The organism is Thermotoga sp. 38H-to (genome assembly GCF_011057665.1).
Taxonomy (GTDB): domain Bacteria; phylum Thermotogota; class Thermotogae; order Thermotogales; family Thermotogaceae; genus Thermotoga.
Genome location: NZ_LNFZ01000001.1, coordinates 259,662 through 282,125, shown reverse-complemented (window position 1 = coordinate 282,125; position 22,464 = coordinate 259,662). Strand labels below are relative to the sequence as shown.

At 46.2% G+C, this 22,464-nt stretch carries 26 protein-coding genes and 3 tRNA genes; 4 read left to right on the top strand and 25 right to left on the bottom strand.

Annotated features, from left to right (window positions below; genetic code table 11):
* Positions 1 to 2 precede the first annotated feature (2 nt).
* Entirely contained in the window at positions 3 to 1,055 is a 1,053-nt protein-coding gene (locus AS158_RS01430; RefSeq protein ID WP_038053013.1) for a hypothetical protein, read from the top strand.
* On the opposite strand, the gene hslO is transcribed toward AS158_RS01430, so the two are convergent.
* From hslO to AS158_RS01410, 4 genes are read right to left on the bottom strand one after another with little or no spacing between them, the layout of a single operon-like run.
* Positions 1,011 to 1,883: an Hsp33 family molecular chaperone HslO gene (gene hslO / locus AS158_RS01425; RefSeq protein ID WP_038053016.1), complete on the bottom strand. Its 873-nt coding sequence runs from the start codon at positions 1,881 to 1,883 to the stop codon at positions 1,011 to 1,013. The genes AS158_RS01430 and hslO overlap by 45 nt on opposite strands.
* Complete coding sequence (ispD, locus tag AS158_RS01420) at positions 1,880 to 2,548, bottom strand: 2-C-methyl-D-erythritol 4-phosphate cytidylyltransferase (RefSeq protein WP_038053019.1); 669 nt, start codon at positions 2,546 to 2,548, stop codon at positions 1,880 to 1,882. The genes hslO and ispD overlap by 4 nt, the downstream gene beginning before the upstream one ends.
* Positions 2,545 to 2,841: a DUF1844 domain-containing protein gene (locus tag AS158_RS01415; protein WP_038053022.1), complete on the bottom strand. Its 297-nt coding sequence runs from the start codon at positions 2,839 to 2,841 to the stop codon at positions 2,545 to 2,547. The genes ispD and AS158_RS01415 overlap by 4 nt, the downstream gene beginning before the upstream one ends.
* A gap of 6 nt (positions 2,842 to 2,847) precedes the next feature.
* The gene (locus tag AS158_RS01410) at positions 2,848 to 5,223 is read right to left on the bottom strand and encodes an ATP-dependent Clp protease ATP-binding subunit (protein WP_038053026.1); all 2,376 of its coding nucleotides are present in this window, start codon (positions 5,221 to 5,223) and stop codon (positions 2,848 to 2,850) included.
* 76 nt (positions 5,224 to 5,299) lie between these two features.
* Here AS158_RS01410 and AS158_RS01405 point away from each other — a divergent pair, with 76 nt between their 5' ends.
* Positions 5,300 to 6,307, top strand: a complete 1,008-nt coding sequence (locus AS158_RS01405; RefSeq protein WP_038053029.1) for a lysylphosphatidylglycerol synthase transmembrane domain-containing protein — start codon at positions 5,300 to 5,302, stop codon at positions 6,305 to 6,307.
* Between the two features lie 4 nt (positions 6,308 to 6,311).
* Here AS158_RS01405 and AS158_RS01400 read toward each other — a convergent pair.
* Positions 6,312 to 6,398 (bottom strand) — tRNA-Leu (locus tag AS158_RS01400).
* Between the two features lie 145 nt (positions 6,399 to 6,543).
* On the opposite strand from AS158_RS01400, the gene AS158_RS01395 reads away from it, so the two are divergent.
* Positions 6,544 to 6,618 (top strand) — tRNA-Val (locus tag AS158_RS01395).
* Between the two features lie 11 nt (positions 6,619 to 6,629).
* Here the strand turns inward: AS158_RS01395 and AS158_RS01390 are convergent.
* From AS158_RS01390 to AS158_RS01310, 17 genes are all read right to left on the bottom strand, one after another.
* Positions 6,630 to 7,373, bottom strand: a complete 744-nt coding sequence (locus AS158_RS01390) for a class I SAM-dependent methyltransferase (protein ID WP_038053032.1) — start codon at positions 7,371 to 7,373, stop codon at positions 6,630 to 6,632.
* Positions 7,370 to 7,897, bottom strand: coding sequence for a 16S rRNA (guanine(966)-N(2))-methyltransferase RsmD (gene rsmD / locus AS158_RS01385; RefSeq protein ID WP_038053035.1), 528 nt, complete (start codon positions 7,895 to 7,897; stop codon positions 7,370 to 7,372). Before rsmD ends, AS158_RS01390 begins: the two co-directional genes overlap by 4 nt.
* A complete protein-coding gene (gene coaE / locus AS158_RS01380; RefSeq protein WP_038053038.1) occupies positions 7,849 to 8,421 on the bottom strand; it encodes a dephospho-CoA kinase in 573 nt (190 codons plus the stop codon). The genes rsmD and coaE overlap by 49 nt, the downstream gene beginning before the upstream one ends.
* The gene (locus AS158_RS01375) at positions 8,415 to 8,645 is read right to left on the bottom strand and encodes a hypothetical protein (protein WP_038053041.1); all 231 of its coding nucleotides are present in this window, start codon (positions 8,643 to 8,645) and stop codon (positions 8,415 to 8,417) included. Before AS158_RS01375 ends, coaE begins: the two co-directional genes overlap by 7 nt.
* Positions 8,642 to 9,988 carry a glucose-6-phosphate isomerase gene (locus AS158_RS01370; protein ID WP_165304380.1) on the bottom strand — a complete coding sequence of 449 codons (1,347 nt, stop codon included), beginning with the start codon at positions 9,986 to 9,988 and terminating at the stop codon, positions 8,642 to 8,644. The genes AS158_RS01375 and AS158_RS01370 overlap by 4 nt, the downstream gene beginning before the upstream one ends.
* 11 nt (positions 9,989 to 9,999) lie before the next feature.
* Entirely contained in the window at positions 10,000 to 10,512 is a 513-nt protein-coding gene (gene apt, locus AS158_RS01365) for an adenine phosphoribosyltransferase (RefSeq protein WP_012896494.1), read from the bottom strand.
* A 1-nt stretch (position 10,513) separates the two neighbouring features.
* Positions 10,514 to 11,329 (bottom strand): 4-(cytidine 5'-diphospho)-2-C-methyl-D-erythritol kinase, encoded by an 816-nt coding sequence (ispE, locus tag AS158_RS01360; RefSeq protein ID WP_038053044.1) that lies wholly within the window; start codon positions 11,327 to 11,329, stop codon positions 10,514 to 10,516.
* Positions 11,275 to 11,874, bottom strand: a complete 600-nt coding sequence (locus AS158_RS01355) for an NUDIX domain-containing protein (RefSeq protein WP_038053047.1) — start codon at positions 11,872 to 11,874, stop codon at positions 11,275 to 11,277. Before AS158_RS01355 ends, ispE begins: the two co-directional genes overlap by 55 nt.
* Positions 11,875 to 12,264, bottom strand: coding sequence for a hypothetical protein (locus AS158_RS01350; protein ID WP_038053050.1), 390 nt, complete (start codon positions 12,262 to 12,264; stop codon positions 11,875 to 11,877). It abuts the gene before it with no gap.
* 16 nt (positions 12,265 to 12,280) lie between these two features.
* The gene (locus AS158_RS01345) at positions 12,281 to 12,949 is read right to left on the bottom strand and encodes a 16S rRNA (uracil(1498)-N(3))-methyltransferase (RefSeq protein ID WP_038053053.1); all 669 of its coding nucleotides are present in this window, start codon (positions 12,947 to 12,949) and stop codon (positions 12,281 to 12,283) included.
* Positions 12,949 to 14,226 carry a serine--tRNA ligase gene (gene serS / locus AS158_RS01340; protein ID WP_165304379.1) on the bottom strand — a complete coding sequence of 426 codons (1,278 nt, stop codon included), beginning with the start codon at positions 14,224 to 14,226 and terminating at the stop codon, positions 12,949 to 12,951. Before serS ends, AS158_RS01345 begins: the two co-directional genes overlap by 1 nt.
* Before the next feature lie 27 nt (positions 14,227 to 14,253).
* Positions 14,254 to 15,024: an ABC transporter permease gene (locus tag AS158_RS01335; protein WP_038053057.1), complete on the bottom strand. Its 771-nt coding sequence runs from the start codon at positions 15,022 to 15,024 to the stop codon at positions 14,254 to 14,256.
* Positions 15,021 to 15,809, bottom strand: a complete 789-nt coding sequence (locus tag AS158_RS01330) for an ABC transporter permease (RefSeq protein ID WP_038053059.1) — start codon at positions 15,807 to 15,809, stop codon at positions 15,021 to 15,023. Before AS158_RS01330 ends, AS158_RS01335 begins: the two co-directional genes overlap by 4 nt.
* Positions 15,806 to 16,912: an ABC transporter ATP-binding protein gene (locus AS158_RS01325; RefSeq protein WP_038053061.1), complete on the bottom strand. Its 1,107-nt coding sequence runs from the start codon at positions 16,910 to 16,912 to the stop codon at positions 15,806 to 15,808. Before AS158_RS01325 ends, AS158_RS01330 begins: the two co-directional genes overlap by 4 nt.
* Positions 16,913 to 16,926: 14 nt before the next feature.
* Positions 16,927 to 17,937, bottom strand: coding sequence for an extracellular solute-binding protein (locus AS158_RS01320; RefSeq protein WP_165304378.1), 1,011 nt, complete (start codon positions 17,935 to 17,937; stop codon positions 16,927 to 16,929).
* Positions 17,938 to 17,989: 52 nt separating this feature from the next.
* Positions 17,990 to 18,066, bottom strand: a tRNA-Cys gene (locus tag AS158_RS01315).
* 37 nt (positions 18,067 to 18,103) lie between these two features.
* Complete coding sequence (locus tag AS158_RS01310) at positions 18,104 to 18,709, bottom strand: histidine phosphatase family protein (RefSeq protein WP_165304377.1); 606 nt, start codon at positions 18,707 to 18,709, stop codon at positions 18,104 to 18,106.
* 47 nt (positions 18,710 to 18,756) lie between these two features.
* Here AS158_RS01310 and AS158_RS01305 point away from each other — a divergent pair, with 47 nt between their 5' ends.
* On the top strand, positions 18,757 to 19,743 hold the full coding sequence (locus AS158_RS01305; RefSeq protein ID WP_165304376.1) for a hypothetical protein: 987 nt from the start codon (positions 18,757 to 18,759) through the stop codon (positions 19,741 to 19,743).
* Here the strand turns inward: AS158_RS01305 and sufU are convergent.
* The 3 genes from sufU to AS158_RS01290 are packed head-to-tail and all read right to left on the bottom strand — an operon-like array spanning position 19,721 to position 22,459.
* A complete protein-coding gene (sufU, locus tag AS158_RS01300) occupies positions 19,721 to 20,137 on the bottom strand; it encodes a Fe-S cluster assembly sulfur transfer protein SufU (protein ID WP_165304375.1) in 417 nt (138 codons plus the stop codon). The two genes, AS158_RS01305 and sufU, sit on opposite strands and share 23 nt — an antisense overlap.
* The gene (locus AS158_RS01295; protein WP_038053074.1) at positions 20,134 to 21,375 is read right to left on the bottom strand and encodes a cysteine desulfurase; all 1,242 of its coding nucleotides are present in this window, start codon (positions 21,373 to 21,375) and stop codon (positions 20,134 to 20,136) included. Before AS158_RS01295 ends, sufU begins: the two co-directional genes overlap by 4 nt.
* Positions 21,353 to 22,459 carry a SufD family Fe-S cluster assembly protein gene (locus AS158_RS01290; protein WP_165304374.1) on the bottom strand — a complete coding sequence of 369 codons (1,107 nt, stop codon included), beginning with the start codon at positions 22,457 to 22,459 and terminating at the stop codon, positions 21,353 to 21,355. The genes AS158_RS01295 and AS158_RS01290 overlap by 23 nt, the downstream gene beginning before the upstream one ends.
* Between the last annotated feature and the right edge of the window lie 5 nt (positions 22,460 to 22,464).

The following is a 22,464-nucleotide window of genomic DNA, read 5'->3' as shown; positions in this document are numbered from 1 at the left end:
CTGTGGAACTTGTCGTTGATGCTCATGAACTCAAAGAGTGGGTCTATCTGCTCGATAAACTGGTTGGAACAACCGAACCCACTGCGAGATTTCTCAGTTTCTTTTACAGAGATGGGCTCTGGGTGAGTGCGAGCGACAACTGTGCTAAAGTGGAGATATTCCTGGGGGAGATACCCCGATTCGAAGGCAGCAGGATCGTTTCTCTAGATCTTGTGAAGTATTTTTTGAGTGATGTTAGAGTCAGTGATGTACAGATCACTGTCCTTCAGGAGCGGCTCGTTCTGAGAGCGGGGAATGAAGTTCTGGACGTTCGGTGCAAAACGGGAGAAATTCCTCCAGGAGATGGCGAAGAGGAATTTCTCTGCACACTCACGAAGCGTGAATTCGAAGGAGCGTTGAACTTTGCCAGTTCTAATCTCGACGAAGGGGAATTCCTGATTCTTCTTTTTGAGGAAAAAGATGTTTTGATGTTTGGATCATCAGCAGGCATTATGACCCTCGCACAGATCTCTACAATTCCGAAGAAGCCCTTTTCTACAAAAATTCCGTACGTCACGGTGAGGCACATTTTCAAAGCTTTTCAAAGACTGGATGTTCAGACTCTGGACTTCTATGAGAAATCTGGAAAACTCGTGGTGAAGTATCCTCATTTTGTTATGGAAGTTTGTGGTGACGAAGTGAAAGAAGAAGAGATCAAAAAACTGAGGGCTTTGCTGGAAGAAAAGACCGTAGAACGGATAGAAGCGAAGAAGCAGGTCCTTGCAAAGCTCGTGAGAAAAGCCTCAGTGCTCTCAAGAGGAGATTACGCCACGATCTCAAGAAGAGGGGAAAGTCTGAAAGTTCAGGTAAAACGAAAGAATCTCAGTTACACTGCGGAACTTTTTGTGGAATCCGGAAGAGATTTTGTTGTGGTGTTTCCTTCAAAGAAATTGAGAAGTGCCCTCGCACGGATGGACACCGAAAGGATATTTCTTGAGATCACAGAGAGGTTCTTGAAGATCTCCAATTTTTCAGGAACTAGAGTCATCTACCTTGAACTTGAGGAGTTCTTCTAATTCCTCCTCGGAGAAGACGTATTTCGTGTTACACCACTTGCAGATGACCTCTCCTTTGCCCTCTTTTCGCATATCCTCCAGTTCTTTTTTGTCCAGAGCGAGAAGGGCGTTTCTGGCTTTTTCTCTGTTGCAATCACACTTGTACTTTATCTCTGCTGTTTCGACGAACCCTACCTTCTCATCGAATATTCTTTCCAGAACGTCCAGGGGTTCCGCTTCTTGGAAAAGCTCGGTTATGTACGGAAGTTTCTTTATGTTCCTTTCAATCATCTCCACTTTCTCCTGCTCAAGAGTGCGATCGATGATTTGAACGGCGAATCCTCCTGCTATCTTCACACCGTTCGAATCCATGAGAACACCGATGGAGAAGGCAGAAGGGATCTGCTCAGAAACCGTGAAATAATAAGCCAGATCTTCGGCGATCTCACCGCTCACCAGAGGTACCTGAGAGACAAAGGGAGTTTTCAATCCCAAATCTCTTATTACCCTGAGAACACCCTGACCGATAGCACCGGCAACGTCGAACTTTCCCTTCTCATTCAAAGGCAGTTCCACCATGGGATTTGCCACATATCCCCTAACGGTGAACTCGCTGGTCGACTGTGCAACGACTCTCTTTATCGGTCCGTTTCCCTCTATATCCAGCGTCCACCTTTCTTTTTCGGCGAGCCATGGTGTCACAAGAGCCGCACCGATGAGGGCTCTTCCGAGGACCACAGTGGCGAGGTACGAGAGGTTGTGCCTGTTTCGAGCCTCTTCTACCACCTCTCTCATTCGAACGATCGAAAATCTCACCTTGTGATCGAACATCGTGCCGTAGTAAATCATGATATCCTCTCCCATTCCCTGGCGATGATTCTCGCCAGTTCCAGATCTTCTTTAAACGTCACCTTGAAACATAGAGGATCTCCTTCGACGAGGGCTATGTTTACTCCGAGCTTCTGAACTGGTTCCGTGTCGTCCGCCCATTCGCCGCCGTTTTCATGGGCCTTTTTCAAGATCTCGTAAGAAAAAGCCTGTGGTGTAAGAATCCTGTACACTCCTTTTCTTGGGATGTATTCCATTCTGTCACCCTCAACTCTTACAAGCGTGTCGGAATTCTTCAACACAAGAGTTGCCGCTCCCGTTTCACGGGCTCTTCTGAGAACCTCCAGCACGTGTTTTTTCCTCAGAAACGGTCGTGCCGAGTCGTGCACAAGAACGTAAGAAGGAGAGAACTTTTCAAGAAATTTGAGGGCACTTCTCACACTCTGACTTCGTGTATCTCCTCCTTCAACTATTCCAAGTACTTTGTCGTGGAACACTCTTTTCTCTACAATTTCGAACCACTCTCTGCGTGTTACTATCACAACACCATCTATCTCTTCACTTTTCAAAAATGTAGAAAGTGGATACTCAAAGAGCATCCTACCCTCTATCTCGAGGAACTGTTTTGGAACGTTTTCAGACATTCTTTCACCTTTTCCCGCTGCGAGCAGAATCGCTACGTTCATGCGTTCTCTGTCTCCCTCTTCTTGCTCTTTTGATACTGATGAAAGTAGTTGAGTTTCAGGGTAGCAATCACTCCTTCCATTTCCCGGCGAACTTCCTCATCCACGAGATCCTTTATCTTGTTGAATACCGCGTCGAGCGTGTCTATTCCAAGCCGTGCTTCTTCGAGGTCCTGGTAGTAGTCTCCGTATTCGTCTTCCGTGAGGCCGAGCCTTGCCCAGCACCGAGCACTTATAGTGCTGAAGAAGAGGAGAATGAGATCCTTCATGGAGAGTTTTTCTTTCTTTTCCTCCACGGATCATCACCTCCTCTCTATCTTCAGACCGTATTCGTCCGCGTCGACCAGAACTCTGTCTCCCTCTTTTATCTCTCCTTCCAGGATTTTATCTGCTATCATCGACTCGAGTTCGAGTTCTATGATTCTTCGAAGCGGTCTTGCACCGAGAGATGGCACATAACCCGCCTCTGCCAGGTACTCCTTCGCTCTTTCTGTGAGCTCGATGGAGATGTTCTTCTCTTTCAGCATCTCCTGGAGCTGCCTCACCATGATTTCCACTATCTTCTTCACTTCTTCCATCGTGAGCGGTTTGAAATAGACTATTGCGTCTATTCTGTTCAGAAACTCGGGTTTGAAGGTGTTTCGCAGTTCTCTTTCTATCTCGATTCTCACGCCATTTTCTGACATTTCGATGATCTTCTCGCTTCCTATGTTGCTCGTCATGATGATGATGGTGTTTCTGAAATCCACAGTGTTTCCCTTCCCGTCGGTCAATCGCCCGTCTTCGAACACCTGAAGCAGGATGTTGAAAACGTCTGGGTGCGCTTTTTCTATCTCGTCGAGGAGAATCACACTGTAAGGTCTTTTTCTCACAGCCTCGGTGAGCTGTCCTCCCTCTTCGTAACCTACGTAACCCGGAGGTGCCCCTATGAGTCTGGCAACGGAGTGTTTCTCCATGTACTCGCTCATGTCGAGTCTAATCATGGCGTCCTCGCTGCCGAAGAGCACGTCCGCGAGGGTTCTGGCGAGCTCTGTCTTTCCTACACCCGTTGGGCCGAGGAACAGAAAGACACCGATGGGCCTTCTCGGGTTCTTGATACCGACCCTCGCGCGTCTTATGGTCCGCGCCACTATCTTTACGGCTTCCTCCTGATTCACCAGGCGCTGGTGGATGAATTCTTCGAGTTTCAGTAGTTTCTCTCTTTCAGATTCCATGATTCGAGATACGGGAATGCCTGTCCACTGTTCCACGATCTTCGCCACGACGTTTTCATCGACATGGGGTTCCACCTTTTCTTCTTTTTTTCTCTTTTCTTCGTATTCTTTTTTCAATTTCTGGAGTTCGACCTTCAGTTTTGCCGCTTCTTCGTATTCTCCCTTCACAACGGCGTCGTTTATTTTGTCTTCAAGGTTTTTGATCTCTTCTTCGAGTTTCAGGAGTTCTTCTGAAGGGTACGAGGATTCGAGGCGCACGTACGCAGCTGCTTCGTCTATCAGATCAACGGCCTTGTCCGGGAGGAATCTGTTGGTTATGTATCGCGCGGAGAGTTTCGCCGCAGCTTCCAGAGCGTCATCTGTTATTTTCACGTGATGATGCTCTTCAAAGACCTTTCTTAACCCTTTCAGTATTTCGATTGTCTGTTCGACCGTCGGCTCTTCCACCATGACCGGCTGGAATCTTCTCTCAAGTGCCCTGTCTTTCTCTATGTATTTTCTGTACTCTTCAACGGTGGTCGCTCCTATTATCTGAATCTCCCCCGTTGTGAGTTCTGGTTTCATTATGTTCGCAGCATCAAGAGCACCTTCAGCAGCTCCTGCTCCTACCACCGTGTGCACCTCGTCGATGAAGAGTATTACTTCTCCTTTTTTCCTCTTCAATTCATCGAGGAGACGTTTCAGTCTTTCTTCAAAATCTCCTCTGAAACGGGTCCCTGCTACCAGCCTCCCCATGTCAAGCTTCAAGACTCTGACGTTTCTCAAAAACAGAGGGACTTTTCCTTCAACTATTCTTTGGGCGAGCCCTTCGACGACGGCAGTCTTTCCCACTCCCGGGTCTCCTACGAGAACCGGGTTGTTCTTCGTTCTCCTGGACAGTATCTGTATCACCCTTCTGATTTCCTTTTCACGATCCACTACGGGCATGAGCTTTTTTTCGCGGGCCAGCTGAGTGAGATCCACTGTGAAACGAGCGAGCGCTTCCACGTTCTCTGCCTCATCTGTTTTACCCGTTGACCTGATCTTCCTTATGGCCTCATAGACTCTCTCAGGTGTTACACCGTATCTCGAGAGAATTCGAAATGCCGTGGAATCAGGTGACAGTACCATACCCAAAATAAGGTGCTCGGTTCCTATTTTTGAGTCTCCCATTCTTCTCGCTTCTTCTCTTGCTTTCTCAATGACATGCCTTGCGTCTGGGGTTATGAAAATCTGAGAGACAGATGAACCTTCAGGGACTCTAACTCCGTATTTCCCAATGAACACCTCCACTTCATCTCTGAGTCTGTTTATATCCACGTTCAACTCTTTCAGAAGTTCAACGCCAACGTTGTTTCCTTCTTCCAGTATCGCGAGCAGTATGTGTTCACTGGAAAGCTGGTTTTGTCTGTATCGGGTCATTATATCCTGAATGCTCATCATTACCTTCTGAGCCTTTTCAGTGTACTCTTCCAGATTGAACATGTGGTATCACCTCCCAGAAAAATCTTACCATGTGGTATGTTAATATTTCTAATAAAGACACTGGAAGGAGAGAGCTATGAAGAAGAAGTTATTCTCAGCTCTGATCATAGGCCTTGGAGCCACGATTCTCATGTTCTCTATTCTGGGCAGCGGTGACGCATGGAAGGAGTTAAAGAGCGTAGATCCTTTCTTCTTGATGGTTCTTTCACTGAACTTTCTTGGTATCGTTTTAGCGGACGCTCTTAGAACCAAAATACTCCTGAAAGATATTCCCTTCAGGACCTGTGTGGCCAATTCCCTTTGGGGATTCTATGTGGGGGCAATAACACCTTTCACTGCAGGAGGACAACCCTTCCAGATCTATCACCTCACGAGGGCTGGAATTCCCTTTGAAAAATCGGCATCTGCGATAGCGGTGAGGTTTTTCTCTTCTTTTTCATTTTCCGTCATCTCCGGTTTTGTCTTCTTCTTGGTTTATCTTGATACCTTCGAAAAACTCGGTATCCTCGGCGACTTTTTCTTCGCAGGAATCGTTTTGGCTTTGCTCTTCTATGTTTTCATAATCCTTCTGTCCTTCAGTAAGGGTTTTCTGCGAAGATTTTTCATGTCACGGCCTGTTTTGAAGATCTTCATGTTTTTCTCCAGAAAATCGGAGGACGATTTAAAAAGACTCGTGGAGGAAAAAGTACTTGGATACGTTTCGGCCACCAGGGAATTCTGGAGAACTTCCAGGCTGAAGTTTTTAGCGGTGGCGATTCTATCAGGTTTGATGGTCGTGCTGATACACTCAAGTACTTATTTTGCGATGAAAGCCGTCAATCGTAATGTGAATGTGTCACTTTTCCAAGTGGTCAGTATCCAGCTTGCCCTCAGCCTTATCGTGTATTTTTTCCCTACACCCGGTGCCAGTGGTGCAACGGAATTGGTTTATTACGTTGTGTACTCGAACATAATTGAAAAGACTGACGCGATGGTATCCTTGCTCGTCTGGAGGTTCTTCAATTACTATCTGTTCATAATTCTGGGGATTCTTCTTGGGCTTGGAGGGATAACAAACAAACCGGAGGAAATATCCTCCGGCTGACTTCTGGTGCCGAGGGCGGGACTTGAACCCGCACGGGCCGAAGCCCACATGGCCCTCAACCATGCGTGTCTGCCAGTTCCACCACCTCGGCAACTCCGACATATATAATAGCACAGGTTTTCACCCTTTTCAAGTACTTTCATCGGGAATTTTCTGGTAAGTGTTGAACAGTATAGGGAAATTGGGCCGAACGGTTGACATACTCGAGTGCTTGTAGTATCATAATTAAACGGAATGGGTGCGTAGCTCAGTGGGAGAGCGCTTCCTTGACGAGGAAGAGGTCGCAGGTTCAATCCCTGCCGCACCCACCACCGAGGAGCCTTCAGGCTCCTCTTTTCTTTTTCAAAACGAAGAATATATGATCGGCTTTCCAGATGATGCTTCTGTCCTTTGAAAGCTCCCGCTCCAGCTGGAAGATGATTTCTTCTCTTTCACTGATCTGTTTGTCCGAGTACTCCATCACACCGATTCCACGGATATCTACCGTTTCGAATCCTTCCAGAGTAAGATCCTCTGGTTTGAAGGTATAGGAATTGAAAGAAAAGAGTGCGTTTCCCACATCTGTGGTTTGTGTTTTCAAAAAGCGCGGGATTTGATCCCACGCGTCCTTTTCGATCATCTGCTGAAGAAAAGTGTAAAAGTTGTCCACGGTCGCTATCAACAATCCATCGGAGACAAGTACTCTTTTTATTTCTGAAAATGCTTTATCTTTGTTTTCAACGTAACTCAGAACGTCACCGAGAGCGAGAACTGCTTTGAAAGTACCTGAAGGAAAGGGGAGATTTTCCGCCCTGGCTTCAACAACGTTTTTAACACCCTTTTCCCTTGCTATCTCCAGCATCTCTCTTGACGGATCAACGAGAACCACTTCGAAGCTTCTCTCTTGTAAAAACAGGCTCCACTTTCCGGTTCCTCCACCGAGATCGAGAACTCTGCAGGGGTTTTTCAGATACTCCTCTAAAAAAGATTCAATCAGCCTATGATAGAGTTTCCACTTTGGTGTTTCGTACATACTATCGTACACTCTCGCTATTCTATCGTAGAATTCCCAGGGCCTCAGCTTCATCGTTTCACCCTCAGAAAAACCAGTTCGGTCTCACCGTAATCCCTTCTTTTGACGACTTCGAAGTTTGAAAAATCCAGTTCGATTCTTTTGCTCTTCTCCAGAACGGCCAAACTGCCTTCTTTCATGACTTTTGGAAGCAGAGAAAGCGTTTTGTTTATGATCTCTACATCGTTGTACGGAGGATCGAGGAAGATCACGTCGAACTCTTCAGCGGTGTTTTGGAGAAAGGCCTCTACGTCACTGTGGATGATCGTGGCCGTTTCGTTGAGTGATCTAAGATTTTTTCTGCATATACTGAGGGCACGAATTGATCTGTCGACACAGACCACTCTTTTCGCTCCCCTGCTCAACGCTTCACAGCTCACCACACAGCTTCCACAGAAGAGTTCAAGGAAGCTCTTTCCCTCGATATCTATCATGTTGAACAGGGCACTTCTCACGGAAGACATGGTGGGTCTGAAGAAATCCCCTGTCTTTAATTTCCTTCCTCTGTACTTTCCCCCTGTGATTCTCGTTTCTCCCATATGAGTTTCATCACTTCCTCTACCTTCTTTTCAAGATCCTCGAGAGTGGAGTTGTTTGCTATCACTATTCCCTGTGGAACAATGTCTTCCTGAAACTTCAAACGTTTGTCCGCTTCTCTGTTTCTCTCCAGTATCTTCTCTCTGTTTGCAACCACCGTGACGATGTGATCACACAGTTGATCTAGTCCCATTCTTTTCAAAAGAGCGGCCTCTATTACAACAAGGCCGCTCTTTTTGTTTATAATTTCCTGTACCTTCTTCTTCATCAGGGGATGGACGAGCGATTCGAGCTTCTTCAGGTTTTCCTGTGATTCGAAGACGATGCCAGCAAGTTTCTTTCGGTTTACTCTCCCGTCTTCCAGAACGGATTCTCCGAAAAGCTCAACAAGCTTTTCCTTCACTTCCTCAAGCACTTCATGACCTATTCTATCCACGTTTACAACGTGGGCTCCGTATTTGTTTTTCAGAATCTCACAGACAATGGACTTTCCCGTTCCTATCTTTCCAGTAACACCGATCACCATATTCTCTTTGCCTTTTTCTCGAGCTCGTTTTTGAACCTTTCGTATTCATCTTCAGCAAGAAAGATAACACTTGTCGCGTTCAGTTCTTCGATGACTTTTGCGATCCTCTCCTCAATGGTTGGATCATCTGAAACGATGATATACGTTCCATCCTCACCGAGAGGGCCACCCTCTATGAAGAAAACCTTTTCTCCTTCTCTCATCACTTCTTCGAAGATTTTCATTCTATGATCACCTTCTTCGACTTTTCCTTTATTTCGTAAGTGTGACCTTCTCTTCCCATGAGAGCAAACGTGATCTTCTTTCCGAGCTCCACACCGGGCTGATCGAACGGGTTGATCTCAAGAAGATAACCCATGAAGGCAGTGGCAGCCTCGTAGTAAGCAAAGAACTGACCTATGTTGTACGGTGTGAGTCTGTCGAACGTCACTCTCATGTTCGGTCTATTGTTTTCTCGCAGCGCTTCTTCTGTTCCTGTCTGCTCTGCGAGGAGAAGCTCGGAGAGTTTCTTCCTTGCAAGATAACTGAGTTCAGTTCTTCCGGTTTCCGGGATCACTATTTCTCTATCGAAGTTTTCAACCCTCAGGAATGTTATTACCTTGTCGTTCGGTCCTTCGTTGTAGAGCTGTATCTGTGAGTGCTGATCGGTCGCTCCCAATGCTTTCACTGGAGTTTGACCGGTGAAAACTTCTTCTCCCCTGAGGTTGTACCTTTTTCCAAGACTCTCCGCCCAGAGCTGTCTGTACCAGTCCACAAGATAGATCATCCTGTTCGAATACGCCATCATCACTGAAATGGACTTTCCTTTCCTCAAGTAAAGGTAGTGTGTGAGTGCTATCATTGCCGCTGGATTTTCAAAGATATTCTCTTTCATGCTCTTTTCGAAAGCGTTTTTTGCACCTTCGTACAGTTCATCTATGTCGATGCCTTCCGCCATGGCCGAGAGGAGTCCAACAGGTGTGAGAACGCTGAACCTTCCTCCCACTCCAGGAGGCACTTCGAGACTTCTGAAACCTTCTTCCTTCACAAGTTTTCTCAAAAAGCCCTTCTCCGGATCTGTTGTGATGAGCATGTGTTCTCTTGGATCGAGCCCATAAGCCTCGAGGATTCCGCGCGCTATCGAATAGGTTGCCATTACTTCGGCAGTGGAACCGGATTTCGAAATCACGTTGAAAAGAGTTGTTTTGGGATCAATTCTATCCAGAACAGAGCTCATGAGATCTGGATCCACATTGTCCACCACGAACACTCTGGCGTACCCATTTCTTTCCTCTCTGGTCATCTCGTTCCAGTTCAAAGGCCTGAGGGAGTAGTGGAGAGCTAGGTTCCCGAGTCCAGAACCACCGATTCCCAGCACAACGACCGTATCGAAGTTTATTATCCAGTCTTCGAGAGATTTAACAGAATCGATCCAACTTCTGTCCAGCTTTGCAAAATCGGGAGTGTTTTCTACAAAGTTTCGAACCGCACTTGTAACTCTCTCCTCTACGCTTTTTACGTCCTCATCTGTCAAACCACCGGAGATGTTCGGTTCGAAGAGGTTGGAAAAGTCGAATTTCAAACTCATACTTTCACCTCTCAGTAGACTATCAGAGTTTTAACATCGTAACCTTCCAGTCTTTTCCTTGGTTCTAGGTATGAGAGCTCAACGAGGAAAGCAAGAGAAACCACTTCTCCACCGAGTTTTTTAACCAGTCTTATGAGCGCCTCCGCTGTTCCCCCCGTTGCGAGCACATCATCCACTATGATCACTTTCTGACCTTTTTCTATGGCATCCTCGTGGATATGGAGCTGTTCAGTGCCGTACTCCAGCTGATATTCCTCGTGCACAGTTTTGTAGGGGAGTTTTCCAGGTTTTCTCACTGGAACGAAGCCCTTTCCCAGTTTGTACGCCATGGCAGCTCCGAGGATGAAACCCCTCGCTTCGGGAGCCACCACGAGATCGAACTCCCTGTCAGAAACGAGTTCGCACATTCCGTCGATCGCTTCTTTGAAAGCCTCCTGATTTCTCAAAAGGGGAGTTATGTCGCGAAATACGATGCCTTTCTGTGGGAAATCCGGTATATCTCTTATGAAACGTTTGAGATCCAACTTAAACACCTCCCACAAACGAGTAATTTCCTTTGTCCAGAGGATAGAGAGCGAAGAAAGCACTCCCGCTTCCCGTCATCATTTTCACAATGGAACCGTCGCCAAAGTTCCTCAGTTCATTCATTACCTCCGGGTGTTTTTCTAAGAACACCTTCTCGAACACGTTGTAAGAGAGCTCCTTTATCTTTTCGTAATCTCTTTCGAGATAAGCCCTGTGCAGTTCCTCTACTTTGCCAGGTCCTTTCCTGTACATTTCTGGTGTGAGAGACCTGTACATCTCTTTCGTTGAAGAGTGGATGCCCAGGAAGAACAAATCGACAGAGTATCCTTCGATATCCTCGAGTTTCTCTACGATTTCTCCTCTTCCCCTCACAAGGGCGGTTCCTCCGTAAAGGAAAAAAGGCACATCGCTTCCCACTTGAGACGCTATATTCAGAAGGTCCTCAAGAGGTGTTTTGAAAACTTCACCAAGGTACCTGAGAATCGCTGCAGCATTAGAACTTCCCCCGCCGAGGCCAGAACCCAGCGGGATCTTCTTTTTCAACGTGACTTTGAGGCCGAATTCTTCTCCTGTATTTTTCCTGAAGATGTCCCAGGTTCTCTTTATCGTGTTGTCCGGGGGTAGAGCTACGTTGCTTTCCAAGTGGAAATCTCTATCACAGATTTCTACAATGAGTGTGTCGTGAAGAGAAATCGTCTGAAACAATCCCACTATCTCGTGGTATCCGTCTGATCTTTTCCCAAGTACATCCAGGTAGAGATTCAGTTTTGCGTACGAAACAAGTTCAACAGAACCGTTGCCGATATTTTTGACCAACCTTCCATCACTCCTGAGAAATTCTCCAGTTCTTCGAGTTTTATGAGCTTCCATTCGAACAGATCTTTTTCTTTTACAGAAAAAAACCTTCCCCTGCCAAGGAACAGAGCACCAAGGTGTACTCTACTCACTTCGGTCACTGATGAATTTATGAGTCCGAGAAACTCCAGTTCTTTTAGCGAAACATCTACCTCCTCGTTCACTTCGCGTTCGAGTCCTTTCAAAAACGCTTCCCGTGGCGTTGCCCCATCTTCTTCTCTCACATGACCACCTATTCCAAGAGAATAAAGATTGTGAAGCCTCTTTTCGGATTGTTTGGTTGTTCTTTTCGTGATGAGAACCCTATCACTGTCCATGATAACCACGTAAGGTATCACCTGTTTTGTCGTTTCATCGTATTCCGCTTCGTCTCTTTCCCGGAAAAATCCATACTGGTCCAGAATATCCAGAAAGTCCTCGAGGTTCACTTTCATGAATCCTTCGAATTCGCCAAACTCCTTTAAAAAGTCTTCCGTTTTCACGACCAGTATTCTTTCATTCTTCATTCAATCTCTCCTCATCTCGTGACCGGGTCTCTTGAAGAAGTCTGTTTTTTCCTCATCGGCTTTGAGCTGTTTCCATCTGTGTGTTGCCATCTCACAGAATCGCTGAAGAATGGCCGGAAGATCGCTCTTCTTGAGAAGATCTTCCCCTATCCTTTCCTTCAGACGTTCGCTCAGATTGTAGCTCTCTTTTTCTGGTTCGAAAGCGATGTCTTCGGTGTATTCTTCAGGTTTGAAGTCTTCCAGAACCTTTTCAAGGAATCTGAGGGCGAACTCGATGAAAACATCTCCAACTTCATCACTTCTCTTGACGTCATGAAGGCTTTTTCTGTAGTCTTCTATCAATTCTTTTTCTTGCTTGACAAAAGAGAGGATTTTTTCGCCTTTCTTCATGTGTAAACACCTCCGTTCAGATTTTTTGTTTTTTTAAAGCGATGTATCCGATGGTCAATATCGCAGCTGTTTCGAATCTGAGTATCTTCTTCCCAAGGCTCACAACGGTTGTAGAAGACCTCAATAATTCTCTTTCTTTCTCAGAGAAACCTCCCTCAGGGCCAACCACCACCGTTATCGAGCCTTCTAAGTTCGCGTCGAGCAGGTTTTGAAAGGCATCCAGATCCAGTGTTATCACGTTTCCGCTGAACTCTAATTTCTCCAGGAAATCTACCTTCGGAAAGAGATATCTTTTGCACTGCTTGGCTGCCTCTCTAACAACGATTTTTGTCTTATCCAGGCTGAGCTCGTACTGGGATCTTTCGAATTTGTGAAAGAAGATCTCATCCACTCCGAGTTCAACACACTTTTCTATGAGAAAACGTGTTCTTTCCCACCTACCGATTGGAACAACAACGCTCAACTTCTCCACGGGTTCTTTTTCTTTCTCTTCCACCTTTACGATCCTGGCTGTGGCCGTTTTTTTCTTCAGGTTTTCGAGAATACACGTGTATGAAAAGCCATTCCCATCTGTCGCTTCGATTACATCCCCTTCTTTTAAGCGTACAACCCTCATGTGGTGTGTTTCTCTTTCGTCGAATATCACCTCACCGTTTTGAGCCACTCCATAAAAGAGGTGAGGCACTACGGTATCACCTCAAACCCTGTGTATGGAACAAGCACTTCCGGTACCCTCACGCTGCCGTCTGGTTGCTGATAGTTTTCCAGTATCGCAACGAGTGCTCTTCCAACAGCGATACCCGATCCGTTCAACGTGTGAACGTATTCGAGCTTTCCATCAGATCTTCTTCTGTATCTCATGTTTCCTCTTCTCGCCTGAAAGTCCGTCACGTTACTGCAGGAAGATATTTCTTTGTACGCGTTGTAGGAAGGAAGCCACACTTCTATATCGTAGGTTTTCGCAGAGGTGAACCCAAGATCTCCGGTGCAGAGCGCAACGACTCTGTAAGGAAGCTCCAGTTTTTGAAGGATGGTTTCGGCGTCTTTTACGAGCTGTTCAAGATCTTCGAAAGATCTTTCCGGTGTGGTCACCCATACAAGCTCGACCTTGTCGAATTGATGCTGCCTGATCATTCCCCTCACATCTTTCCCGTAACTTCCCGCTTCTCTACGGTAACAGGGAGTGTAAGCGACGTATTTCTTTGGTAGTTCTTTCTCTTCGAGGATCTCTTCACTATGAAGTGCTGCGAGTGGGACTTCAGCGGTCGGGATAAGAAATAGGTCGTCCCTCTCGGCAAAGTAAAGCTCTTCTTCGAATTTGGGAAGCTGTCCGGTTATGGTTATGGTTTCTCTTTTCACCAGATGTGGAACCCACACTTCCGTGTAGTTGTGCTCCTTTGTATGAACATCGAGCATGAAATTTATCAGAGCCCTTTCGAGTCTTGCGAGTTTTCCATACATAACGGTGAATCTGGAACCGCTGAGTTTGGACGCCCTATCAAAATCCATGAGCTCCCACGCGGGTCCGAGGTCCCAGTGAGCAAGCGGGGTGAAGTCGAATTCTCTCGGCTCTCCCCACCTTCTCACTTCGACGTTCTGGGATTCGTCTTCTCCAACGGGAACACTCTCATGCGGGATGTTCGGGACCATCAAAAGAAGATCGTTCAGCTTCTTCTGAAGTTCTTTTTCTTTTTCTTCTAAGGTTTTTATCTCTTCTCCTATTCTTTTTCCTTCTTCGATGAGTACCTCTGCCTCTGCGTTCTTTCCTTCTTTTTTCAATCTCGCTACATTTTTGGAAATTTCATTTCTCCTGGATCTCAGTTCGTTGGTTTTTGTGATGGCAGTGCGCCATTCTTCATCGATTTTTAAAATTTCATCGATTATAGTGGGATCTTCTCTTCGTTTTCTGAGGGCTTCCTTCACGAAATCGGGATTCTGCCTGATTAGCTTTATATCTATCATTCTATCCCTCCCCTTAACACAATTCTATCAGAAGATGTATCTCACAAATTTTCTGAGCACAAAACCGATCAGGATAGTCCCAGCAATCATGAAGGTGGAAATGGCATTGACTGTGGGTGAGATACCGAACCTTATCATGGAATAGATTTGAATCGGAAGGGTGGTAGATCCTGGACCTGCCACGAAAAAGGTGATCACGAAATCATCTATAGAAAGTGTGAAAGCAAGAAGGAAGGCGGCCACTATACCGGGAACAAGGTTTGGAATGATCACCCTGTAAAACACCTGGAAGTCTGTGCTTCCAAGGTCGTAAGCTGCCTCTATGATGCTTTTGTCGAAATCCTGAAGTCTGGAATGAACGATCATCATAGTGTACGGAATCGAAAAGGTTACGTGTGCGAGTGTTATGGTGAAGAGTCCCAGCTGAATCTTGAGCATCGAGAAAAGTAAAAGCAAGGAGATACCAATGATCACATCAGGTACTACGAATGGAAGATACGTGAGAAACCAGATAGAATTTTCTAATCTGCTCTTTCTCCAAAAGAGCTCTGTTGCCGTCAGGGTTCCAATCGCTGTTGATACAGCGCTGGAGGCGATGGCCACGATCAGTGAGTTTTTGAACGCATGCCAAACCGAATATTCTCGGGTGAACAGTTCCAGATACCACTTGAGTGTGAAACCACTCCAAACAGGAGATTTCGCGGAGTTGAAGGACATCAACACCACTATGAAAAGTGGCAAATAGAAAAACACCATTGTCAGGATCACGATGGTTTTTACGAATCTTCCTGGTTTCAACGTTTCTCTCCCCTTTTCATCACAAGGATGATACTCAGGAGAGCGATCAGGGTCAGAATGTTGGACATTGCAGACGCGACGGGCCAGTTTCTGACGGTCAAAAGTTGCCTTACGATCTCGTTTCCTATCATCTTGGAGTTCACGCCACCGACAAGATCCGGTATGGCGTAAGCTCCAAGGGCAGGAATGAACACGAAAACGAAAGCTGTGAGAAGGCCCGCTTTGACGTTGGGAAGAAGGACTCTGACGAACGTGTACATCCTGCTGGCTCCAAGGTCCAGAGACGCTTCAAGGATGCTTTCTTCTACCTTTTCCATGGCAGCGTAAAGAGGAAGTATAGCGAAAGGCAGGTAGGTATAGACTATCACCAGTATGACGGCGAAGGAGTTGTAGAGAAACTGAACGGGGTCGATACCGAACAACCCGAGAAACTGGTTTATGAGTCCGTTGTTGCCAAGGACTATCTTCCAGGCGTAAATTCTGATGAGAGAGTTGGTCCAGAAAGGTATGACCGTCAAAAGCAGAAGAAAGTTTTTCAGCTTGCTTCTGGCTATGTAGAAGGCAACTGGAACCGCCACAGCGAGGGTGATGAGCGTCGCAACACCAGCGATCCAAACAGATCTCCAGATGAGTGCCAGATACCTTGGAAGATAGCCGTACGCTTCCAGGGAAAAGTTCCACTTGACCCCACCGTAGATCTGTGGCTCCAGAAAGCTATAAATGAAAACTATTGAGATAGGGAGGATAAAGAGAAAGAGCAACCACAGAAAGTAGGCGTACTTCATTCTTTAAGCACCTCTACAATGAAGCTGTCATCTGGATTCCAGGCGATGAACACTTCATCTTCCCATTTTATGATCGGTTCATCGAGTATGTACCTTGCGTGTTGCTTGTAAACTTTCATTATGTAGCCTTCATCGAGCCGAACGAAGTACTTCGTCTGGTGCCCCATGTATATTTCTTCTTCTACGATTCCGTGAAACACGTTGAAAATCTTACCGGCCTGAAATCCCATTTTCGATATTCTGATCTTTTCTGGCCTCAGGGTGATGAGCAACTTATCACCTTTCTTCGCTTCCTTGTCTCTGTAGCATCTGAACCGGCCGATCTCAGGACTTTCTACAATGTAGTAATCGTTTTCTACTTCAACAACTTCTGCTTTCATGAGATTCGTTTCTCCAATGAAAGTCGCCGCAAAAACGTTGACCGGGCTCTCATACACCTCGTAGGGAGTCCCAACCTGAACAATTTCCCCTTCGTTCATGAGAGCGACTCTGTCTGAAACACTGATCGCTTCAGCCTGATCGTGTGTCACATAAATGAAAGTGATACCGACTCTGTCATGAAGGTTGTCAAGCTCAACAAGAAGTTCCTGCCTCAGTTTCGCGTCGAGAGCACTCAGCGGTTCATCGAGAAGGAGGACCCTCGGCTCGTTGGCGAGGGCCCTCGCTATCGCTACTCTCTGTTTCTGACCACCAGACAATTGAGAAGGCATTTTCTGAGCGTGTTCTTCCATTCTTATGAGCAAAAGCAGTTCGTTCACTCTCTGGTTTATTTCGCTTTCGGATAGTTTTTTGAGTTTCAACGGGAACGCGATGTTTTCAAAAACCGTGAGATGAGGAAACAAGGCGTAGTTCTGAAATATGATGTTCACGGGCCTTTTGTTTGGAGGCAGATTCAGTATCGATTTTCCATCCAGAAGAACGTCTCCGCTTTCCACTCCTTCGAAGCCTGCTATCACACGAAGAAGCGTCGTTTTTCCACATCCCGATGGTCCGAGTATGGAGAAAAACTCTCCTTTCCTTATATCCAGTGAGACGTTCTTCAAAACCTGGAAATCATCGAAAAATTTGTTGATGTTCTTTATTGAAACTTCTCCACCGATCAATTTCTCTCACTCCATCACATGATGATCTCGAGCCATATTTTGTTGTAAAGTTCGAGGGCTTCTCCCACGTCTTCAATGAATTCACAGTTTTTGAGATCTTCTACAGTGTAAATAGGTTCTGTCTGCATGTACTTTCTGGCTTCCACGTTCGGTGAGGGAAGACCAAGATAGTCTGCTATCTTCGCCGCGTTTTCTGGTTCGAGAATGAAGTTGATGAACTTGTACGCGAGATCCACGTTCTTTGCTCCTTTGGGGATCACCATGTTGTCGATCCACAACGTACCGCCTTCTTTTGGTATGAAGAAGTCGAAGTATTCTTCTTCTCCTTCAGGTATCCTCTGGAAGACGTTTTCCGCGTATCCGTGCACCACCCAGTACTCACCAGAAACAATACCATCAGCGTATGAAGAGGCATCGAATTTGGCTATGTTCTTCTTCCATCTGAGAACAACCTGTTTCGCTTCTTCCAGTTCTTTCGGATTTTTCGTGTTGACGGAGTAACCGAGATACTTCAGGGCAGCACCAAGGACTTCCCTCATGTCATCGAGGAGAGTCATCCTTCCCCTGAGATCTTCCCTATCGAAAATAGACCAAGATTTTTCGTACTCTTTCACGTATTTCCTGTTCACGATAACGACGGTAGATCCAATCATGTAAGGAACGCTGTACTCATGGTTGGGATCGTAGGTGGTCTTCGTGAGAATGTCTTTATCGAGATATTTGAAATTCGGTATCTTGGAAAGATCGAGTTTCTGGAGCATTCCTTCTTTTTTCATTATCGAAACATAGTCGCCGGAAGGGAATATCAAATCGTAGCCTTTTCCACCACCGGCTTTGAATTTGGCGTACATCTCTTCGTTTGAAGCGTAGGTGTCATATACCACGCGGCAATCGTACTTCTCTTCGAAAGCTCTGATCACATCTTCGGGAATATAATCTGCCCAGTTGTAGATGTAAAGAGTGGCCTTCGCGAAAATCGAGATTGACAGAACTACCAGCAGGACAAGAAACACTTTTCTCATCATCAATACCTCCCTTCTTCCAACATAAAAAGCCAGGCCGTGTAGCCTGGCTCTCTGGAGGCGGCGGTGGGATTCGAACCCACGAATAGGGATTTTGCAGACCCCCGCCTTAGACCGCTTGGCTACGCCGCCGTCCACATAGAATATGATACCACATATGCAGGGGTGTTCAAGATTCCTTAAGGTGACACGTGTCGTTCAACAAAACGAGTCTCGGTTTGCTCTCTATTTCCACCACGCTGATAGACGCGTTGTCCAGCTTGAAATTCCTGTGAAGGTAAAGCGGAAGACCGAGAACCCAGCAGATGAAAGCTCTCAAAGACAGAGAGTGTGATACGATGACCACGTTCTCTGAACCGTTCAACCTTTCCTGTGAGACGATCTTCATGATCGCCTTCACCACACGATCCTGTACATTTCTCATGGACTCTAAACCCTTCATTCCAAAATTCGGATCCGACGACCACTTCTTGAACTCCACAGGATACTCCCTGATGGCCTCTTCCACCGTGAGACCGTTCCAGAGGGATATTTCACATTCTCTCAGGTCTTCTTCGACGATGATTTCTTTTTTGAAACGCTTAGCGATCTCTTCTGCTGTCTCGAGGCTTCTTTTGAGTGGGCTCGAGTAAATGGCATCGACTCTTTCCAGACTGTTTGCCAGCTTTCTTGCCTGTTCTTTTCCCTTTTCGTTGAGAGAAACATCCGTGATTCCCTGCCACAGGCCCTTTTCGTTCCAGATGGTTTCGCCGTGTCTTATGAGATAGAGTTTCATACTTCTATGCACCTCTTTGTGTTAGACTTTGATTGGAGGTGATCGGGTTGAGAAAACTTTCAATCGTCTTTTTGATAGTCGTTTCCGCCATTGTTTTCTCCTGGAGCGGTCACGAGGGTTTGACCTACTACATCGTGAAAGATATTGTACCAGATGAAATGGTCGCCATCACACCGTACAACTATCAGGAAAACAGAGTTTACAATCTCTCAAAACTCGTTCTCGAGGATGTATGTGGTCAAAACACGATGTCGGCCTGGGAAGGAGCGATTTTACCTCCAAATCCCTCTCCTGAAGACGGAAAGGTTCCTGCCTGGCAGATCCTGACCGTGTACTCTTCGGAGCCGGATTGGGGAATGGACCAGGGCCTCGATCTGTCACCGTATCAGTTCCTCATAGGAAACAGTCAGGGTGTGCGTCACATGAAGTATCGAATCCTTGGCCTCGAGTTCTTCGAAGCGGACAAGAGTTTTTACTACTTCCACGATATGGCAAAAGAAGCCTTTAGAAAGGGAGACAGATACTGGGGCTACAGGTTCCTCGCCAGGGCTCTTCACTACATCGAAGATCTATCACAGCCCTATCACAACACTCCTGGTGAGGTGGGAGAAATCTTTCAGGCACTCTTCGACAGATCCATCATGAAGATGTTGATGAACGCCCATTACGTATACGATGATTATTTAGCGTATCTCATCTACTCCGGAGATGAAGAAACGATAAAGACGATCGAAGAAGCTACACCCGTATTTTTGAAGTCCGAGTGGCACCTCGTTCAGGAAGTGAGAAAACTCGCTTTATCGTACTTTCCAAAGGTCCACAGAGAGATAAAGAAGGTCTTTGGAGAAAAACTGAAAGAAAGAACGGGTGATCTGGAAAGCTTCACCGTTATCTCTGTTGAAGAATTCAGAGAGGCGGATCGGAGAGGAGACCTCGTTCTTTTGAAACGTTACACCCTTGAACTCATAGGGAAAGTATCTTCGTATCTGAAGGGATACCTCATAGATTTTCTCAAGACCGTGAAATCTTTTTGAGGGCTTCTTTCAAGGTTTTCCAGGCAAGAATGAAACATTTCACCCTTGCGGGGTAGTTCTTTATGTCTGACATGAGTGTTACGTTCTTCAGCTTTCCCTCATCGAAGTTTTCGCCCCGACTCATTTTTTCTGCCTCTTCGATGAGGGAGAATATTTCTTCTACTCTTTCTCCGACGATCCTCTCCAGCATCAGAGAAGCCGAAGCCTGACTGATAACACATCCCATTCCCTCGAACTTGGCATCTTTCACAACACCGTCTTCCACTTTCAGGTAGAGTGTGATTTCATCGCCACAGGAGATGTTCTTTCCCTCTTCGATAACGGTGGCATCGTCCAGTTTTCCTCTGAATCTTTTGGAATTCGCGTAATCCAGGATGGCTTCCGAGTACATCATCTTGAAAACCACTCCCTTACTTTTTTCACACCTTCAACGAGAATTTTAACATCTTCTTCCGTGTTGTAGATGTAAAAACTGGCTCTACAGGTGGAATTTGGAAACTCAATCTGAGAGTGTTCTTTCAAAATACTCATCAGAGGCTGCGCACAGTGGTGTCCACTCCTTACGGCTATGCCAAATTCCTGATCGAGAATGTGGGCTACATCGTGTGGGTGTACTCCCTTTATATTGAACGAGACTATCCCGTGCTGTCTTTTGTCGAGAGGTCCGTAAATCTCCACTCCGTCGATTTTCATCATCTCTTCCAGAGCCATCCGGGTGAGCTGTTCTATCTTTTCATGAACCGCATCGAAACCTATTTCCTTCAGATACCTCAAGGCTTCCCTGGATGCGACTATATCTGCTATGTTCGGAGTTCCCGCTTCGAATTTGTAAGGTAATTCGTTGAATGTGACGTCTTCGAGGGACACTTTGTCGATCATCTCTCCTCCGTAGAGAAATGGTTCCATCTGTTCCAATAGCTCTTTCCTTCCGTAAAGTACACCGACACCAGTGGGGCCGAGCATCTTGTGAAGTGAAAAAGCGAGAAAATCTACTCCTATATCTTCCGGTTTCACCCGTTCATGAGGTACCAGCTGGGCGCCGTCCAAGAGAATGATGGAATTCGGAAAGACGTTCCTCAGTTCTTCAATGGGTATTCTCTGGCCGGTCACGTTGGAAAGGCCTGTTATGGCAACAACTTTTGGGTTTTTATTCATGTGTTTCAGCAGGTCGTCCATCTCGAGTGTCCCGAATCTTCCTGAGGGTCTGATGAAGCCGATTCTGTATCCGTGAAGTTTCGAAAGTCTGAGCCAGGGAACAAAATTCGCGTGGTGTTCCAGAAGCGAGACCAGAACCAGATCGTCCTCTTTCAGAATACCACTCCTCAAAAGAGACACAACGACAAGATTTATGGCCATGGTGGTACCCGAGGTGAAGATTATCTCCTGGGGAGAAACCCCCAGGAACTCTGCAAATTCTTCTCTGGTTTCCTCGAGTTCGGTGGTGGCGCGCACGGCGAGAGTGTGGACAGCTCTGTGAACATTCGAGTAGCTGTTGTAGTAGAATTCTTCCAGTCTTTTCACAACCTGCTTTGGTTTCAATGTAGTGGCTGCGCTGTCCAGATAAACGATCCTTTTTCCATTAATCTTCATCTTCAAAGTTGGAAAGTCTTCATACAATCTTGTTGACAACACCTTCTACCTCTCCCTTCATTGACTCGTCCAGTTCGTCGAGCAGTTCGTTGAACACTCCCCGAACGATCAGTTTCTTGGCTTCTATCTCGTCAATACCTCTGGTCATCAGATAGAAGAGTTCGCCTTCGTCGAGAGAGGAGGAACTCGCGGAGTGTGAGGCGGTGACATCGTTCTCGTCCACCCAGAGACTCGGAATGGCATCCATTCGAGCCTCTGGAGAGAGAATGAGTGTGTGTTCTGTTTCTTCTGCGACGATGTTCTTAGAACCCCTTTTCACATCCAGGATTCCGCGAAAAACGATCTTTCCTGCACCATCCACTACGCCGTTTCCCTTCAATTTCCCTTCGGCGTCTTCTCCCTCAAATCTCATAAGATAGAGCAAATCGGCTACTCCTGATCCGTTCTGGTAGAAGAACGACTTTATGTCTGCCTTGCTCGCTTTGTTCAATTTCACAAGAATGTACCCCGCTTTTCTGTGACCGAACGCTTTGAAGTCTCTCAACGTGAGTCTTGCACCTTCTTCGAGAACGATGAACACGTTGTCGAAGGAAAAATTCCCAAAAAAGTCCAGATTGAAGAACTTCAGCGATGCGTTCTTTTTCACCAAGATCCTCATCACCGTATTTCTGAATCGATCCGTGCTGGAGAGTTTGTAGATCTCCGCCTCTTTTTCGACGACCACAAGCACGTTTTCGATCCCGTCTCCGTCGAATCTCACCACGTGTTTTCCATCGCTGTATACTTTGAAATCCGTGAAGAACGTGTCTCCAAGAAGAACGAATTTCCTGTGAGTACCTTCGAAGTCCAGCTTTTCAAGGAGAGAGACATCAACGTCGAGATCTATCCGCTTGAAAGACAATTCCGGAAGAGCCATACCATCGAGATTACACCTTTTCCATCTTGGGAATCCCCATTCTTTGTACTCCTGGTACTTCTTCTTTCTCCACTCTTTCAGAGGGCCACCGGTGTTCTCCAGGGCCTTTTCAAGCACTTCGTAGTCGTAATCGTTTTCGGAAAAAATCTGAGGAGTTTCCCAAACGACCGCTCTTTCACCGTCATGTTCTATCACCAGAGTCTTTTCCATAATGA

Excerpts from the sequence above, each read along its gene's own strand:
- hslO (WP_038053016.1), bottom strand. The coding sequence starts at position 1,883 with ATGATTTACTACGGCACGATGTTCGATCACAAGGTGAGATTTTCGATC.
- ispD (WP_038053019.1), bottom strand. The coding sequence starts at position 2,548 with ATGAACGTAGCGATTCTGCTCGCAGCGGGAAAAGGTGAAAGAATGTCT.
- AS158_RS01410 (WP_038053026.1), bottom strand. The coding sequence starts at position 5,223 with ATGTTCAATCTGGAAGAGTACACTGAAAAGGCTCAGAAGGTAATGATG.
- AS158_RS01405 (WP_038053029.1), top strand. The coding sequence starts at position 5,300 with ATGAAGAAGAAGTTATTCTCAGCTCTGATCATAGGCCTTGGAGCCACG.
- AS158_RS01390 (WP_038053032.1), bottom strand. The coding sequence starts at position 7,373 with ATGAAGCTGAGGCCCTGGGAATTCTACGATAGAATAGCGAGAGTGTAC.
- rsmD (WP_038053035.1), bottom strand. The coding sequence starts at position 7,897 with ATGGGAGAAACGAGAATCACAGGGGGAAAGTACAGAGGAAGGAAATTA.
- coaE (WP_038053038.1), bottom strand. The coding sequence starts at position 8,421 with ATGGTGATCGGTGTTACTGGAAAGATAGGAACGGGAAAGTCCATTGTC.
- AS158_RS01375 (WP_038053041.1), bottom strand. The coding sequence starts at position 8,645 with ATGAAAATCTTCGAAGAAGTGATGAGAGAAGGAGAAAAGGTTTTCTTC.
- AS158_RS01370 (WP_165304380.1), bottom strand. The coding sequence starts at position 9,988 with ATGAGTTTGAAATTCGACTTTTCCAACCTCTTCGAACCGAACATCTCC.
- AS158_RS01355 (WP_038053047.1), bottom strand. The coding sequence starts at position 11,874 with ATGAAGAATGAAAGAATACTGGTCGTGAAAACGGAAGACTTTTTAAAG.
- AS158_RS01350 (WP_038053050.1), bottom strand. The coding sequence starts at position 12,264 with ATGAAGAAAGGCGAAAAAATCCTCTCTTTTGTCAAGCAAGAAAAAGAA.
- serS (WP_165304379.1), bottom strand. The coding sequence starts at position 14,226 with ATGATAGATATAAAGCTAATCAGGCAGAATCCCGATTTCGTGAAGGAA.
- AS158_RS01330 (WP_038053059.1), bottom strand. The coding sequence starts at position 15,809 with ATGAAGTACGCCTACTTTCTGTGGTTGCTCTTTCTCTTTATCCTCCCT.
- AS158_RS01320 (WP_165304378.1), bottom strand. The coding sequence starts at position 17,937 with ATGATGAGAAAAGTGTTTCTTGTCCTGCTGGTAGTTCTGTCAATCTCG.
- AS158_RS01310 (WP_165304377.1), bottom strand. The coding sequence starts at position 18,709 with ATGAAACTCTATCTCATAAGACACGGCGAAACCATCTGGAACGAAAAG.
- sufU (WP_165304375.1), bottom strand. The coding sequence starts at position 20,137 with ATGATGTACTCGGAAGCCATCCTGGATTACGCGAATTCCAAAAGATTC.
- AS158_RS01290 (WP_165304374.1), bottom strand. The coding sequence starts at position 22,459 with ATGGAAAAGACTCTGGTGATAGAACATGACGGTGAAAGAGCGGTCGTT.